Origin of the sequence: Faecalibacterium sp. AF27-11BH, from assembly GCF_003603005.1 — a bacterium.
Lineage (GTDB): Bacteria > Bacillota > Clostridia > Oscillospirales > Ruminococcaceae > Faecalibacterium > Faecalibacterium taiwanense.
Map to the genome: position 1 here is coordinate 1 of NZ_QVGS01000014.1, position 15960 is coordinate 15960.

Genomic DNA, 15960 nt, shown 5'->3' on the forward strand with positions numbered 1-15960 from the left:
CTCATCAATCACATTGTAGCGGATGCTGCGTGATGATGCAAGCCCTTTTCCGCAGTAAAACGTCCAATTAACCAGCGGCGAGATACGATTCGGCAGTTTTACGAATTTCTTCTTCCGCAAGCCGCTGAAAAAGCGTATTCATCGGCACATTGCCGATATAATGGCGTTCCACGATCAGGCGCACGGACTTCGGACTTCTCGGCGCACGTTTGCGTGTGGTGGGCTTCTTCTCAGATTTTTCTTTGTTCAAGGGCAGACCTCCTCATTCATGTGGTGCAAATACGGAAAGGAATGGATGGATTCTATTCGTTTTTCTCTTTTTGTTTTATTGCAACGGTGTACAAAGGGAACATAATAAAAAACTTAATAATGGACTGCCAATCTTACACAAAGTACCGCCCAAACGAGACTATGGGCGGTATTTTTGTATCATGGCGGAGAAAGGAGGAACTTCCCACGGGGGCTTGACTGAAAAGTTGAGCCCCTTTTTTCATGCCAAAAAACAGGAGGTAAATGCTTATGGCAGATGATAAAACCACAAAAACGTCGGAACAGCCGGTAACGGATACCGGACCGGGCAAGGAAACGCCTCCCGCTCCCCCAAAAGAGCCGGAGAAGGTTTCCGTTTCCCCGGAGCCGGAAAAAAAGACGGAACCGGAGGTAAAGAACCCACAGGTTTCTGTCTATAACTTCGCTGAAATTATGAAAGAAAAGAAAGCAGAGGAACGGGCGGCAGCTCCCAGCGTGGAAAAGCCTGACCCGGCAAAAGTGGAGAAACCGGAAAAGCAGCCGGAGGCTCCCAAAAAGGCTGAGGGAAAACAGGAAAAGCCCAAAGAGCCGGAACCGCCGAAGCGCCGGGGCCGTCCCCCGAAAGCAGATAAGGACAAGGACGCAGCCTCGAAGTCCAAAACTCCCGCACAGAAACCGGAAAAGGCGGTCAAAAAGGAACCGGAGAAAAAAACGGCTCCAACGGTGCAGACCGCTCCCACTCCGAAGGAACCCGAAAAGCCGAAGGATGCACCACGCCGGGGCAAGGAGCAAATCGTCTATATCAAGCTGAACGAGCTCTACGCCTTCAAAAACCATCCCTTTGAAGTCCGGGATGATGAAGAAATGCGGGCTATGGTGTCCAGCGTCAAGGACAAGGGCGTGACTCAGCCCGCTATCGTCCGTCCCCGTGAGGATGGCGGCTATGAGATCGTGTCCGGCCACCGCCGCCAGAAAGCCAGCGAGCTTGCCGGGTATGCGGATATGCCCTGTATCGTCCGAAACCTGACAGACGATGAAGCCATCACACAGATGGTCGAGGACAATCTCAACCAGCGTGAAGAAATCCTCCCCAGTGAGCGGGCCAAAGCCTTGAAAATGCAGCTTGAGGCCATCAAGCACCAGGGCTCCCGCACTTCGGGCCAGATTGACCCGAAGGACGCTGGCAAACGCTCCAACGAGATCGTGGCCGAGCGCAATAAGATGGCGGTCAAGCAGGTGCAGCGGTATATCCGTCTCAATGAGCTGGTTCCCGACCTGATGAAGTTGATGGATGAAAAAAAGCTGGGCTTTACTACGGCGGTGGAGCTTTCCTATGTCAGCAAAAAGAACCAGAACTATATCGCCGTTGCCATTGACAGCCAGCAGTCCTCGCCTTCACAGGCGCAGGCAAAGCGTATGCGTGAGCTGGACGAAAAGAAGCTGCTCAACGGGGATGTGATCGACGGCATTATGATGGAGGACAAAAAGGAGGTAGACAAAGTGATTTTGACAGGTGCGGAACTGAGCAAGTATTTCGGCAAGGAAACTACGCCGAGGGAAATGAAGGACCAGATCATCAAGCTGCTGGACGACTGGAAGGGTCAGCAGAAGGAACACGAAAAGCCGGAGAAGAAAACCGAACAGGAAAAGTAAGCCCAAACTTCGGGTCAGCATGGCCCGAGGATTGCGGGGCTCTGCCCCGCGCCCCGAAGCTCTGGAGATATAAATTATTCCCCGTCGCCAGTTATTCCGTAGCATAGCCGGGAAAATCAGTCAAGGGCAGCGCCGCCGCAGGCGGTGCCAGAGGCACCCTTGACGGATTTCTCCCGGTTATGCTTTTTCCCGGTCAAGCGACGGGGATATAAATTCTCCAGAGCCGTTCCCCTTCCCGGGGGAAGGGGCGGAGGGGTTGGGCGAACTCTTGCTTTTCCCTAAACCAAAACAGAAATGGAGGCTCAACCAATGAAACGACCTTTAGCATACCTGACTGCCGCATGGAGCGGCGAGCCGGATGTTGATATGGAGCTGGCGGCCCACTACTGCCGTCTTACTTATGAGGCGGGCTTTTCCCCGATCTGCCCGCTCTTGTACCTGCCGCTGTTTTTGAATGACAGCGTTCCCGAGGAACATAAGGCCGGGATTGATATGCGCCGGGATATGCTGCGGCGCTCCCATACCCTGATCGTCTGCGGCAGCGTTGTGGACGAGGATGTGAAAAACGATATTGCGGTTGCCGGGCGGCTGGGCATTGCGGCGACCACACTGGAAGGGGTGCTTGCCGTAAAGGGACACGGCACCCCGGGCCATGCCGGATATTAAGCTGGGAAGCCTTTTCGACGGGATTGGCGTGTTCCCTCTGGCCGCCTCCCGGTGCGGTATCCGTCCGGTATGGGCCAGCGAGATTGAAAAAGCACCCATCTCCATAACCAAAAGGCACTTTCCCGATATGGCGCATTTGGGGGATATTACGAAGGTGGACGGCGGGAAAATCCCGCCGGTCCATGTGATAACCTTCGGCTCTCCCTGTCAGAACCTTTCTCTGATCGGCAACCGCTCCGGCCTTGCTGGGGCAAAATCAAGCCTGTTCTATCAGGCGTTTCGTATCATACAGGAAATGAGGGATGCTACTGATAACCTATATCCAGCTATCGCTGTTTGGGAAAACGTCATGGGAGCGTTTTCTACAAATGACCGGATGGACTTTAGAGCCGTCCTATCCGCCTTCTCGGACACCGAAGTTCCAATGCCTCCTTCGGGAAGATGGGGAAACGCCGGAATGGTGCGAGGGGGAACGCCTGATGTGTGCTGGCGGCTCATGGACGCCCAGTATTGGGCAGGCTCCCGAAGGCTGGCACGAAGGCAGCGGATTTTCGTCGTGGCGGATTTTGGAGGCAGACGTGCCGCAGACATACTATTTAAGCCCCGTCCAATGCTCCCACTTCCTCCGCCTTGCGGAGAGGGCGGGCGGGCCGCCGCCGAAAGAGATCGAACAGCTTCTTTTGAAACAGGGCGGCAGATACCAGTCATCCACCCCTTTCAGTGCTTCCGTATGCGGGGAGCGGCAAAAAGGCAGGAAGAAACGGCCTTCCGAAACAGCTTCGGATTACCAACTGACCCTTTTCCCACTCTTTTAGCCAGTGATGTAACGCCCTTTGCCTTCTGGTATGAGGGCGACCCGGAGGGCGGCTGTATCCGTTTTCTGACGGAAACAGAAAGCGAACGGCTGATGGGGCTGCCAGAGGGCTGGACAAAGTACGGGGCGGACGGCGTGGAGATTCGGCCTCTGCAACGCTACAAGGCGCTGGGAAATGCGATTGCCCTCCCTTGCGCCGATTACATTATGGCCGGGATTTATGAGGTGCTGGCTGACCGGGCCGGAAAGGAGGAATGAGCCCATGTTTGAAGCCTATATAACCAATACAGCCCTATACCCCTTAATGGGGATCGAGGTAGGGACAACGGTACATTTCCCCATGACGACACAGGAGTTGCAGGCCGCCCTTGCCAAAATCGGGATAGACGGAAAACGGTACAGCGAAGTGTTCTTTACCAGCTTTGACAGTGATGTGCTGGGGCTCTACGATCATCTCTACGAATGTGAGAACATCGACGAGCTGAACGAGCTGGGCCACGCCCTGCTGGAAGTACGGGATAAGGGCGGACTGGAAACCTTTGAAGCCGCTCTTGTCTTAGGAAACCACACAAGGAGCGTGAAGGATTTGATAAACCTGACGCAGAACCTTGACCTGTACCGCTTTTACCCGGATATTTCTAATGATGAAGGGCTGGGCCGTCTTTACGCCGACGAGCTTGGGACTATCGACATACCGGAGCATATTCAGAACTACTTCGATTATGAGGCATACGGACGGGATGTGCGTATCAACGAGGGCGGCGTATTCGCTCCCGGTGGGTATGTCTCGGCAGTCCCGAAGGGCTTCAAGGAGTATTACCACGGGCCGCAGGACATTCCGCCGGAACACCGGATATTTGCCTACCCTGAAAAGGCCGAGCCTGTCCACTCCATTCTCGCTGCACTCAAACGGTTTCAAGAAGCCCCGCCCGCTCCGAAAAAGGACAAGGCGGAGCCTTCCCATGAAGAACGGTAAGACTTCGGGCCAGCATGGCCCGAAGCATGAAGGAGGTGCATACCATCAACTATTACCCTATCAATGAAGGGGCCGCCCGCCGGGCAAAAGAAATGAACAGCTTTTCCGACTACAAGGAAGGGAGCGCAACGGCGGAATACCGGGCAATGGTGGACAAGGCCGCCGCCATAGCGGAACAGCAGAAATCCCGGGTGGACCCCATGTACCATGAGAAGATCGACCATCTGTTAGACACCTACGCCCGCAAGCTGGCCGAAAACATGAACCAAGGCTTTGCCATTGACGCGAGGGTTCCCTCTGTGCTGATCGCCGGGCCTTCCAATTTCCCGGTGGGAAAGAAGGAAAAACAGAACCGGGCCCGGGACAGCAACATGGAGGAATGGCGGTATATTCAAGGGCTGCTGGATAAGATATGCAGTACCGGCATGGGCGGGATCAGCGCCGATGACCCGGCAGCGATTGAAAAGCTCCAGAAGAAGCTGGACGGGCTGGAACGCTCCCAGCTCATTATGAAGGAGGTCAACGCCTATTACCGCAAGCATGGCAAGCTGGATGGCTGTGCGCTGCTGTCGCCTGACCAGATCGAAAAGCTGAAAGCAAGCATGGCGGCAAACTGGCGGAGCGACCCGAGGCCCTTTGAAAGCTACCAGCTTACCAACAACAATGCGGAGATCCGCCGGGTAAAGACGCGTATCGAACAGCTCTCCAAACAGGCACAGCAGGAGTTTTCCGGCTGGGAGTTCGACGGGGGCCGTGTGGAAATGAACCGGGAGGACAACCGCTTGCAGGTATTCTTTGATGGAAAGCCTGACGCGGACACCCGGGCCGAGTTGAAAAGCAGCGGTTTCCGCTGGGCTCCCAGTGTAGGCGCATGGCAGAGGCAGCTCACGGACAACGCCATCCGGGCGGCTGACCGTCTGGAATGTATCAAGCCGCTGTCCGGCGAAAAGCCCTCCCAGCTTCAAAAGAAGCCCTCTATCTTGCAGACCATGCGGGAACAGGGCGAAAAAGTCCAGACGGAGCCGGAAAAGAAAGCTCCGTCCGGCAGAGATGCCGAGCGGTAAGCCTCGGGCCACATTGGCCCGAGGTTTTCTGTTCCCCGAGATTGTACGGGGGCCTCCCGGATAGCGGGAACCCCGACGGAAAGGAGGTTTTATGCAGGAAGAAGTAAACCAAAAAACGGTTGCCCTTTCGATCAGGACAACGAAGCTCACGGGAAAAGTGCTGGCTACCGCTCTTGGGAAGGTAGCGCGGGCGGTACAAAAGCACCACCGGAAAGCGCTGACCCCGCAGGGACGCCAGAGCGTAAAAAAGCTGATGAACCACTATGGCGGCAAAAGCGCCATGCCCTATGTGGGAGCCCCAAAGGATTTTGACCGGATTGCGAAGGAGTTCCATGTGGACTACGCTTTCCATAAAGTGAGCCCCGGCCATTACCTGCTGTTCTTCAAAGCCAATCAGGCGGACGCTATCACGGCGGCCTTCCAGAAGTACAGCGCAAAGGTGCTGAACAAAGAGCAGGACAAGGCTTCCATCCTCGGTCAGCTTCGGAAATTCACGGAGCAGATCAGGACGCAGGCAAAGGAAAAGCAGCGGACCAGAGAGGCGGTGAAGGACGGACGTTGAGTGACAAGATCAGAAAATATGTACTCCCAAACCTGCCGTACCTCTTTGTGTTCTGGTTCTTCTCCAAAATCGGGACGGCCTACCGGATCGCCCCCGGCACAGACTTCGGGACAAAGCTCATGGGGATGCTCGATACCTTCCCCAAAGCCTTTGAAACCTACTGGCCGGGGCTGGGCGGTATTGACCTGCTGGTGGGCCTTGCCGGTGCGGCTGGGGTGTATCTGCTGATACAGTCAAAGATCAGGCAGGCGAAAAAATTCCGGCGGGATGCGGAGTACGGCACCGCCCGCTTTGGAACAAAGGAGGATATAAAGCCGTTTGTAGACCCTAAATTTCAGAACAATGTCATTCTGACCGGGACGGAGTTCCTTACCATGAACACCCGCCCGAAGATTCCCGCCAATGCCCGGAACCTAAACGCCTGTGTCATCGGCTCGTCCGGCTCGGGAAAGACAAGGTTCTGGCTGACCCCGCAGCTCCTTCAAGCCCATTCCTCGTATGTGGTGGTAGACCCGAAGGGCGGCACCCTCGACCAGTGCGGGCGGTTTCTGCAACGGGAGAAATACAGGGTGCGGGTGTTCAACAGTATCGACTTTTCAAAATCCATGCACTACAATCCGCTGGCCTATATCAAGACGGAAAGCGATGTTTTGAAATTCGTTACTGCTCTGATCGCCAACACCAAAGGCGACGGCAAGGAGGGCGACGAGTTCTGGACTAAAGCTGAAACCCTCTTGTACTGCGCCCTTGTGGCCTACATCGTCTTTGAGGGGCCGGAGGAAGAACGCAACATGAATACGCTGGTAGAAATGATAAACAGCATGGAAGTCCGGGAGGATGACGAAACCTTCAAAAATGCGGTGGACTATATGTTTGACGGGCTGGAACGCCGCAGCCCCCAGCACTTCGCCGTGAGGCAGTATAAGAAATACAAGCTCGCCAGCGGTGTTGTATGAGGACAGCGTAAGCGGTCGCATTTCTGACGAGCGTTTCACGGAGCTTTCGGCAGACTATGAAGCCGAACAGCAGGAATTGAAAGAGCGTGTTGCCAGAATACAGGCGGAGCTTTCCAAAGCACAGGAAGCTACCGTAAACGCAGAAAAGTTTATGAACATTGTCCGCAAGCACATGAACTTTGAAGAACTGACCCACACCCTCTTACGTGAGTTTGTAGAGAAAATCGTTGTGCATGAGTGCAGCTACGATGAAAACGGCACACGCAGACAGGACATTGAGATTTACTATTCTTTCGTTGGCAAGGTGGACTTGCCCGAATGACCGCCCGCCCTATCCGATACCAAAGGCAAGTATCGGATAGGAAAGGCAAAATTTTTTACACTTCTATTACTTCTTTATCACACATAAGCAAAATCACAGGGCATTAAGCAGCTCATGGCGGGCGGCGGTGTCGTTCTGATCGGCCTTCAGCTTATCCCTCTGCTGTCCGGCCTGTTCAGCTAAGTGTCACCCGTTGTCCCTTTTCCAGAAAAGGAGCTGATGTATGGACTTTATCATCGACGCAATCGTTGAATGGCTGAAAGGTCTGCTCGTCGATGGTATCATGGGAAATCTGGATGGCCTTTTCGATAACGTCAATCAGAGCGTTGGCGAGATCGCCACACAGGTAGGCACGACCCCGGCGGACTGGAACGCCGGGGTCTTTTCCATGATACGACAGATCTCCGAAACTGCCATTCTGCCAATCGCCGGGGTCATCCTCACTTTTGTTATGACCTATGAACTGATACAGATGCTCATAGAACGCAACAACCTCCATGAAGTTGACACATGGATGTTTTTTAAGTGGGTGTTCAAAACCTTTGTGGCTGTGATGATCCTGACGAATACCTTCAATATCGTGCTGGCGGTCTTTGATGTGAGCCAGCATGTGATACAGCAGTCAGCGGGCATTATCCAGAACGGGACAGAGATCACGCCGGATGTGCTGGACAGTCTGCGGACAGAGCTTGAGGCGATGGAGTTAGGCCCTCTGTTCGGACTCTGGCTCCAGTCCTTCCTGATCCAGCTTACCATGATTGCCTTAAACATCGTGATCTTCGTCATCGTATATGGCCGTATGATTGAAATTTATTTACTCACAAGTTTAGCGCCTATCCCGTTTGCCACAGTCCCCAACAGGGAAACCGGACACATGGGGCAGAACTATTTCCGCTCCCTCTTTGCGGTGGGCTTTCAAGGTCTATTGATCTTAGTCTGTGTCGCCATCTATGCGGTGCTGATCCAGAGTATCGCCACCGACGGCGACCCCATCGGGGCGATCTGGGGCTGCGTGGGATATACGGTGCTGCTGTGTTTTACCTTATTCAAAACAGGCAGTCTTGCAAAATCCATCTTCGGCTGCCATTAAGAGACTTCGGGCCATGCTGACCCGAAGCGGAAAGGAGGCGGTATGCCTCGGCGTTACAAACAGGGTGCGGACGGACAGCCGCACCCGGCTTTCTATGGAAAGCTCCCCGAAGAATTTTCTAAAGCAGACACCATGCGCTTTATGGTGGAAACCGATCTGAAACTGTCCGGGTGCGTATCGGCGGACACGCTGGCGGCACTCCGGGCGGAAGGCTATGACTACAAGGACGGGAACCTTGTTCCCGCCGGAAAGGAGGAAACCATGCAGGAAAAGGTTGCAAACACCACCCCGGCCGCACCGTTGAAGCTGGATGTAAGCGTGCGGGTCATCGAACCTGTGAAAAATCTGATGGGCTTTGCCAGCGTGAAATTCAATGACTGCTTTGTGGTGGAAAATCTGAAAATCGTACAGGGCAGCAAGGGTCTCTTTCTTGGGATGCCCAGCCAGCCGGACGGCAAAGGCGGCTATCGGGATATGGCCTACCCTGTCACAAAGGAGTTCCGGGAACAGCTCAATACTGCTGTTCTGCAAGCCTATGAGGCAAAGCTGGAACAGATGGCGGAGCGCGGCTCTGTGGGGCGTGCGTCCATCAGCGACCAGCTCAAAGCCGGAAAAGCGGCTGCCGAACAGGCAAAGGCAGAGCGGCCTCCGAAGGAAAAGCCCAGCCGCAGTGCAGAGCGTTGACCTCGGGCTATGCTGGCACGAAGCAGAAAGGAGGCGGGAACCATGCCACGCAAACGGACGGGCTATGACGCGGCCTGCTATTACGACGGAAAACTGCTGGGCTGCTGTACCAAAGCGGACAGCGACGCCTATACCCTGTTGATGAACGCCTGCGGCGGGGAGGCTGCCCGTGTTCTTCGGGAATATGCCTATTTTTCCCCAGAACTGAAAGCCATCTTGGAAAAGGCGGCGCTCATGCAGGCGGACCGGAGCCGGACGGGCGGAATGTTCCATGCGCCGAAAAGCTCCCCGTGGGGCGAGGTGCAGAATTGTGAAACCCTCTGTCCGGGGGTGTTTCTGGTATCTACCGCCAGCCACGGCGGAACGATGGTGGCAAACGAGGTAGCCGCCGTTCTCTCCCCAGCGGCCAAAAAATGCGGCTTCAAGGACAAGGGCTATATCTGCTATGAGGAGGACGCACAGGAAAGCGTAGTGCTCCGGGAGCTGCTGGACAAAAAGCTGTGGAAAATCCCTGACCGCATTAAGGACAAAGGACAGTTTGAAGAAAAACTCAATCAGTCCATCCGGCAGTATCACCCCGAATACTGGCGGGCAAGGCAGAGCGGACGAGAGGCCGCCGAAGCTGCCCGCAGCACAGCCCCGGCCAAAGAGGCCGCAAGATAACCTCGGGTCATGCTGGCCCGAAGCAATAAAGGAGGTGTACCAAAATGGCCTATGTACCAGTACCAAAAGACCTTTCCAAAATCAAGACAAAGCTGGCCTTCAATCTGACGAAGCGCCAGCTTGTTTGTTTTTCCAGCGCGGCGGCGGTGGGCCTCCCGGCTTACCTGTTTTCCCGTGGCAGTATCGGGAACAGTGCCGCCATGTTCCTGATGATCGGCCTCATGCTCCCGTTCTTCTTTCTGGCTATGTATGAACGAGACGGTCTGCCGCTGGAAAAAGTGCTGAAAAACATCATCCGCACCCGGTTCCTCTATCCCCGTGTGCGGCCTTACAAAACCGAAAACTTCTATGCGCTGCTTAGCGCCAGAAAGGAGGCGCAGCCGATTGCGAAACAACAGAAGGGCCGGAAAGCCCGCAAGCAGAAAGCCTGAAAAACAGGGCCTTACCGGCCTGTTCACGAAAGGAAAGAACATTCCCACCACCGCCCAGCAGACCCTCCCTTACCGGGAAATGTACCGGGACGGGGTGTGCCGGGTAGCGGACCGCTATTACACCAAAACTATTGAATACGAGGACATCAACTATCAGCTCGCACAGTCCGAAGATCAGGCGGCCATCTTTGACGGGTGGAGCGCCTGCCTCAACTACTTTGACAGCAGCCTTCCGTTCCAGCTTTCCTTCCTCAACCACCGGAGCCGCCCGGGCAGCCGGTACAGCGTGAACATCCCCATGCAGGACGATGATTACAACAGCGTCCGGTGTGAGTATGTGGAAATGCTGGAAAACCAGATCGCCAAAAGCAACAACGGCATTGTTCGCACAAAGCTCCTGACCTTCGGCGTGAACGTGGACGACCTTTCCACCGCCAGGGCAAGGTTGGAACGTGTAGAGGCGGACATTTGCGGGAACTTCAAAAAGCTGGGCGTCAAGTGCCGCTCCCTTTCAGGGCTGGAACGGCTGGAGCTTCTTCACGGGCAGCTCCACCCCGGCAGCGGCTCCCCCTTCCGGTTTTCATGGGATATGATCCCCAAAACCGGGCTTTCCACCAAAGACTTTATCGCCCCGGACAGCTTCGACTTCCGTTTCAGCCGTCTGTTCCGGGTGGGGACGACTTGGGGCGCCGCCTCCTACTTGCAGATTTTGGCCTCGGAGCTCTCGGACAAGCTGCTGGCGGAGCTTTTGGAAATGGATGCGGAAATGACCATCACCCTCCATATCCAGACCGTCGATCAGGCCGCCGCCGTAAAATCCATCAAGGCCAAAGTCTCCGACATTGACAAGATGAAGGTGGAGGAACAAAAGAAGGCAGCCCGGTCCGGGTACGACATGGACATACTTCCGCCCGACCTTGTAACGTACAGCAACGACGCAAAGACCCTTCTGGAAGATTTACAGAGCCGGAATGAAAGAATGTTCCTGCTGACCTTCCTTGTGGTAAACATGGCCCCGACCCGCCGGGAGCTGGACAATGACCTGTTCACGGTGTCGGGTATCGTCCAGAAATACAACTGCACCTTGAAGCGGCTGGACTTCCAGCAGGAGGACGGTTTTCTTTCCAGCCTTCCGCTGGGTCATAACGGCATTGAGATCAAGCGTGGCATGACGACCAGCTCCACGGCCATTTTCGTTCCCTTTATGACTCAGGAGCTCCGCATGGATGGCGAAGCCGTCTATTACGGGCTCAACGCTCTTTCCCATAACGTCATCATGGCAAACCGGAAGAAGCTCAAAAACCCCAACGGCCTGTTCCTCGGTGTGCCGGGTTCCGGCAAATCCTTTGCCGCAAAGCGGGAGCTTGTGAATGTGTTCCTTGCCACCCGTGACCGGATTATCGTGGTGGACCCGATGGGCGAATACTCGCCCCTTATCAAGCGGCTGGGCGGACAGGTCATCGAGATCGCCCCGGACAGCCCCCACCACATCAACCCGATGGACATTGACCTGAGCTTTGACGAGGAAAACCCGATGGCGCTGAAAGCCGACTTTATCCTGTCGCTGATGGAGCTGATCGTCGGCGGCAAGGATGGCTTGCAGCCGGTGGAGCGGACCGTCATTGACCGCTGTGTACGCCAGATGTACCGGGAACACTTGCAGGACCCGGAAACAAGCAAAATGCCGACCCTCCAAACCCTGTATGACCTGCTCTGTTCCCAGCCGGAGGGCGAGGCGGTACGGCTGGCAACTGCCCTTGAAATCTATGTGTCGGGTTCCCTTAACGTGTTCAACCATGAAACCAATATGGACCTGAACCGCCGTCTGGTATGCCTTGACTTAAAAAAGCTGGGTGCCGGGCTTCGGACGATTGCTATGCTCATTATGCAGGACTTGGTAAACTCGCAGGTGTCCATGAATTTCCTGCGCGGTATCGCTACATGGTGCTACTTCGACGAATTTCATGTGCTGCTCCGTGACCGTCTGACGGCAAGCTATTGTGTGGCGATCTGGAAAATGCTGCGAAAAAAAGGGTGCGTTCCCAGTGCTTTAACGCAGAACGTGAAGGATTTTCTGGCAAGCCCGGAGATCGAGAACATCTTTGAAAACTCGGACTTCCTTGTGCTTCTCTCGCAGGCACAGGGGGACCGGCAGATTTTAGCCAAACAGCTTGGGATCAGCCCCCATCAGCTTTCCTATGTGACCCATACCAATTCCGGCGAAGGACTGCTGTTCTTCGGAAACACCACCATCCCGTTTGTTGACCGCTTCCCGCAGAATACCGAGCTGTACGCCATTATGACCACCCGCCCGGAGGACAAAAAACAGGAAATGAACCGGGCATAACACACTTCGGGCCATGCTGGCCCGAGGTTTGGAAAGGAGGGATACATCATCGAAAAGAAACCGGACAAACGGAATTTTCAAAGGCCGGGGCCGACGGAGGATACCGGGGGCAATCGCCCCGGACCGGCTGAACGGGAAGGACCTTCCCCCGCACTGTCCCGACGCCTGCGGTTTGAGGACGAGGATACCGGGCAGGACAGTCCTTCGGGCCACGATGGCCCGAAGTCCAAAAGCGGCAAGTTTCAAGAGGACAGCCGCAAAAGCCGTCCCTCTGACCGCATGAGGCAGGAGGATGAAGCGGACGGGCCGCAGGATACCGGCAAGGCACAGGAGCCGGAGGGCTCCGCCGAGAAGGCCGGGAGCAAAAAGGATAAGTACCAGAAAGCACAGGCAAAAGCGGAACACGCCGGGGAAAAGCTGGGAAAGGCCCGGGAGAAACTGGACAAGACCGAGGCAAAACGGGCAGCGAAGAAACCACCGGGGCTTGCAAAAAAGGCAGTCCGGGGAGCCCGTACAGAAGCATGGTTCTATGTCCACAACAAGATACACGAAGTTGAGCATGAAAATGTGGGTGTGGAAGGAGCCCATAAGTCGGAACTTGTGGCCGAGGCCGGAGCCCGGAAACTGACCCGGTATGCCAAACGGAGATACCGGGAGCACCCGGCCCGGAAGGTGGCAAAGTGGGAACGTAAGGACATAAAAGCCCGGGCCAATATGGATTTTCAGAAGATGGCCTCCGAGCACCCGGAGCTTGCCAGCAATCCGCTTTCCCGTGTGCAGCAGAAATGGAAACTGAAACGCCGGTATTCCAAAGAAGCAAAGGCGGCTGCAAAACAGGGCGCAAAGGTCGCAAAGAAAACCGCTGCCGCTTCGGGAACTGCGACCCGTCGGGCGGCACAGTTTGTGACCCGTCATCCTGTGGCGGTGCTGATCCTGCTCCTGCTGTTGCTGCTCTGTTTTCTTGTGTCGGCGGTAAGTTCCATTTTCCCCACGCTTGGCAGCGGCCTTGCCAATGCGTTATCCGGCACCTCCTACGCCTCGGAGGATACGGACCTGCTGGGGGTGGACGAGGACTACACGGCGCTGGAAAACGAGCTGGCGCAGACGGTAGCGAACATCGAAAGCACCCATCCCAGCTATGACGAGTACCGCTATTCCGTGGACGAGATCGGCCATAACCCCTATGAGCTGGCGTCCTATCTCTCGGCAAAGTACCATGTGTATTTCCGGGAACAGGTGCAGGACGAACTGCGGGAAATCTTCGAGGCACAGTATGAGCTGACCTTGACGGAGGAAGTCGAGATACGCTACCGCACCGAAACCAGCACTGACCCGGAGACCGGGGAAACCACCACCGAGGAAGTCCCCTATGAGTATTACATTCTCAATGTGACCCTCACAAACAAAACGCTGCCCGCCGTGATCCTGCCGAGGCTTAACGAACAGCAGCGGGAAATCTACACCGTTATGCAGCAGCTCAAAGGCAACAAGCCCTATCTGTGGGAAGGGATTTACAACGGCGGTGAAGATACCGGCCCCAGCTATGAGATACCCGGCGAGGCGCTGGATGACCCGGCTTTTGCGGCGCTCATGGAAGAAGCCACAAAGTACATCGGCTGGCCCTATGTATGGGGTGGCTCCAGCCCGTCCACCTCCTTTGACTGTTCGGGCTTTGTCTGCTGGGTGTACACGGCCAGCGGCGTCCACAACCTGCCCCGTACCACGGCGCAGGGCATTTACAACCAGTGTGCTATCATTTCCCCCTCCGAGGCAAAGCCCGGCGACATTATCTTTTTCACGGGAACCTATGACAGCCCCGGCCCTGTATCCCATGTGGGGATTTATGTGGGCGGCGGGATGATGCTTCATTGTGGTTCGCCCATCCAATACGCAAACATCAATTCAAGCTACTGGCAGACACATTTCTATGCCTTCGGGCGTTTGTGAGCCAGAGGAAAGGAGTCCTTGCATGAACAAGATCGACAAGCTCGATAAGGAACTGGAAAAAGCACGGGAGAAGGCTGCTGAGTGGCAGGCCAAAATCCGGGAGTTGGAAAAGCAGAAACAGGAGGAAGAAAACAGCCAGATCGTGCAGGCGGTGCGCTCCCTTAAACTGACGCCCGCCCAGCTGATGGCATTTCTGAATGACCCCAAAAACAGCCTTACCGCTTCGGGCCATACTGACCCGAAGCCGGAGGCACCCGAAAAGGAGGACACAGCCCATGAAGAAAACTAAATTTCGCAGGCTGGCGGCGATGGCTGCCAGCCTTTTGTGTTGCCTGATCTTTACGGTCCCGGCCTACGCCCAGAGCAGCGAGCCGCAGCCGGAGACAGCTCCCGCCCCGGCAGAAACCGAAGCGGAGCCGGAAACCCAGAACCCCTTTACCCCGGACGGGACGGGAACCGTGGTGGACAACGCCACCGACGAGGACGGTAAAGAGTTCTACACCATCACCACAGCAGACGAGAGCGTGTTTTATCTGGTGATCGACAAGCAGAAAACCAGCGAGAACGTCTATTTCCTCAATACCGTTACCGTAGACGACCTTCTTCCGCTTGCTGAACAGGGCAAGGAACCGCCCAAAGAAGTGACCCCGGAGCCAGAGCCAAAGCCCACCGAACCGGTGGAGGAAATACCGGACCCCGAGCCGGAGAAAAAGGACAGCCCCCTTCTCTCTCTGCTCCTGATCGGTGCGGTGGTGCTGGCCGGCGGTGGGATTGGTTACTATTTCAAGATTTACAAGCCGAAGCATGAGGCCCCGGATTTGGAAGATGATTACTGCGAATATGAGGACGGGGAGCTGGAGGAGATCGCAGAGGAACCCGAGGACGAAGATACCCCGCCGTGGGAGGAAGATACGGAGGAATGAGAATGAATTTTACAAGCAGCCCTTTTGAACGAATGATGAAGGAAGTACCGCACCCCGGCTGGGACAATGACGACCCTTGTAAGGGATGTCGTTATTACAAGGAGTGCAAAGGAAAGAAAAAACAGTGCCGGAAGAAGTTCCGGGCGCTGATCGTGGAGCCCCGCCCTTCGGGCCATCGTGGCCCGAAGTCTTAAATGGACGCCCGGGAGCTGACCCGTGACGAGAAGAAGAAAATCCGTTCTCTTGTCACGGGGATGTGCGCCAACTATGACCGGGAAAGCGGCCTGTGCCTTCCTCTTGACTGTGCCTGCTATATGCTGCACAAGTGCTGGACAGGGGCGTACTGCCGTTATTTCCGTGAGGCTGTCCTGCCCCTTGACCCGGAGCTTCAAGCGGCGCTGACAACGGAAGGCATCTCCCCGGAGCTGCGGGCCTGTGCGGTCTGCGGAAAGGCATTTTTGCCCGAGGGGCGTCAAGCCTACTGCTCCGACGCCTGCAAGGCCGAAGGGAACCGCCGGAAAAGCCGGGAACGCATGAGGAAAATGCGGGAGAAAAGGCCGGGCGGCTGTTACGATTTGCCGCCTCCAAAGGCTTGACATTCCGGGCTTTTTTG

Annotated in this window: 17 protein-coding genes and 3 pseudogenes; 19 read left to right on the top strand and 1 reads right to left on the bottom strand. The window is 55.6% G+C overall.

Going from position 1 to position 15960, the window contains the following annotated elements; genetic code table 11:
* Window positions 1-67: 67 nt before the first annotated feature.
* Window positions 68-250 carry a hypothetical protein gene (locus tag DWY76_RS11750; protein ID WP_005924684.1) on the bottom strand — a complete coding sequence of 61 codons (183 nt, stop codon included), beginning with the start codon at window positions 248-250 and terminating at the stop codon, window positions 68-70.
* 263 nt (window positions 251-513) lie between these two features.
* On the opposite strand from DWY76_RS11750, the gene DWY76_RS11760 reads away from it, so the two are divergent.
* The 19 genes and pseudogenes from DWY76_RS11760 (at window position 514) to DWY76_RS11855 (ending at window position 15943) form a co-directional block, all read left to right on the top strand.
* Window positions 514-1902, top strand: a complete 1389-nt coding sequence (locus tag DWY76_RS11760) for a ParB/RepB/Spo0J family partition protein (RefSeq protein ID WP_120081422.1) — start codon at window positions 514-516, stop codon at window positions 1900-1902.
* A gap of 309 nt (window positions 1903-2211) precedes the next feature.
* Window positions 2212-2568 carry a hypothetical protein gene (locus tag DWY76_RS11765; protein WP_055247181.1) on the top strand — a complete coding sequence of 119 codons (357 nt, stop codon included), beginning with the start codon at window positions 2212-2214 and terminating at the stop codon, window positions 2566-2568.
* The gene (locus DWY76_RS11770) at window positions 2555-3640 is read left to right on the top strand and encodes a DNA cytosine methyltransferase (protein ID WP_120081423.1); all 1086 of its coding nucleotides are present in this window, start codon (window positions 2555-2557) and stop codon (window positions 3638-3640) included. The genes DWY76_RS11765 and DWY76_RS11770 overlap by 14 nt, the downstream gene beginning before the upstream one ends.
* 4 nt (window positions 3641-3644) lie before the next feature.
* Window positions 3645-4358 (top strand): antirestriction protein ArdA, encoded by a 714-nt coding sequence (locus DWY76_RS11775; RefSeq protein WP_007887903.1) that lies wholly within the window; start codon window positions 3645-3647, stop codon window positions 4356-4358.
* 14 nt (window positions 4359-4372) lie between these two features.
* Window positions 4373-5422, top strand: coding sequence for a hypothetical protein (locus DWY76_RS11780; RefSeq protein ID WP_120081424.1), 1050 nt, complete (start codon window positions 4373-4375; stop codon window positions 5420-5422).
* A gap of 91 nt (window positions 5423-5513) precedes the next feature.
* Complete coding sequence (locus tag DWY76_RS11785) at window positions 5514-5984, top strand: PcfB family protein (protein ID WP_120081425.1); 471 nt, start codon at window positions 5514-5516, stop codon at window positions 5982-5984.
* Window positions 5981-6931: pseudogene (locus DWY76_RS11790) on the top strand (type IV secretory system conjugative DNA transfer family protein); the annotation flags it as partial. The gene DWY76_RS11785 and the pseudogene DWY76_RS11790, both read left to right, overlap by 4 nt.
* A 1-nt stretch (window position 6932) precedes the next feature.
* Window positions 6933-7262: pseudogene (locus DWY76_RS11795) on the top strand (DUF4368 domain-containing protein); the annotation flags it as partial.
* Between the two features lie 87 nt (window positions 7263-7349).
* Window positions 7350-7445 (top strand): annotated as a pseudogene (locus DWY76_RS11800) (Maff2 family protein); the annotation flags it as partial.
* Window positions 7446-7485: 40 nt separating this feature from the next.
* The gene (locus tag DWY76_RS11805) at window positions 7486-8352 is read left to right on the top strand and encodes a VirB6/TrbL-like conjugal transfer protein, CD1112 family (RefSeq protein WP_005927637.1); all 867 of its coding nucleotides are present in this window, start codon (window positions 7486-7488) and stop codon (window positions 8350-8352) included.
* Between the two features lie 42 nt (window positions 8353-8394).
* A complete protein-coding gene (locus DWY76_RS11810; protein ID WP_015567066.1) occupies window positions 8395-9036 on the top strand; it encodes a septation protein SpoVG family protein in 642 nt (213 codons plus the stop codon).
* A gap of 9 nt (window positions 9037-9045) precedes the next feature.
* Window positions 9046-9699 carry a hypothetical protein gene (locus tag DWY76_RS11815; protein WP_120081427.1) on the top strand — a complete coding sequence of 218 codons (654 nt, stop codon included), beginning with the start codon at window positions 9046-9048 and terminating at the stop codon, window positions 9697-9699.
* A 44-nt stretch (window positions 9700-9743) separates the two neighbouring features.
* Window positions 9744-10130, top strand: a complete 387-nt coding sequence (locus tag DWY76_RS11820; protein WP_120081428.1) for a PrgI family protein — start codon at window positions 9744-9746, stop codon at window positions 10128-10130.
* Window positions 10131-10209: 79 nt separating this feature from the next.
* Window positions 10210-12477 (top strand): VirB4-like conjugal transfer ATPase, CD1110 family, encoded by a 2268-nt coding sequence (locus DWY76_RS11825; protein WP_120081460.1) that lies wholly within the window; start codon window positions 10210-10212, stop codon window positions 12475-12477.
* 279 nt (window positions 12478-12756) lie between these two features.
* On the top strand, window positions 12757-14424 hold the full coding sequence (locus DWY76_RS11835; protein ID WP_120081430.1) for a C40 family peptidase: 1668 nt from the start codon (window positions 12757-12759) through the stop codon (window positions 14422-14424).
* A gap of 22 nt (window positions 14425-14446) precedes the next feature.
* Window positions 14447-14713 carry a DUF4315 family protein gene (locus DWY76_RS11840; protein WP_005927622.1) on the top strand — a complete coding sequence of 89 codons (267 nt, stop codon included), beginning with the start codon at window positions 14447-14449 and terminating at the stop codon, window positions 14711-14713.
* Window positions 14700-15347: a DUF4366 domain-containing protein gene (locus DWY76_RS11845; protein WP_120081431.1), complete on the top strand. Its 648-nt coding sequence runs from the start codon at window positions 14700-14702 to the stop codon at window positions 15345-15347. Before DWY76_RS11840 ends, DWY76_RS11845 begins: the two co-directional genes overlap by 14 nt.
* Window positions 15344-15541 carry a hypothetical protein gene (locus DWY76_RS11850; protein WP_005927616.1) on the top strand — a complete coding sequence of 66 codons (198 nt, stop codon included), beginning with the start codon at window positions 15344-15346 and terminating at the stop codon, window positions 15539-15541. Before DWY76_RS11845 ends, DWY76_RS11850 begins: the two co-directional genes overlap by 4 nt.
* A complete protein-coding gene (locus DWY76_RS11855; protein WP_015567060.1) occupies window positions 15542-15943 on the top strand; it encodes a cysteine-rich VLP domain-containing protein in 402 nt (133 codons plus the stop codon).
* Window positions 15944-15960 lie beyond the last annotated feature (17 nt).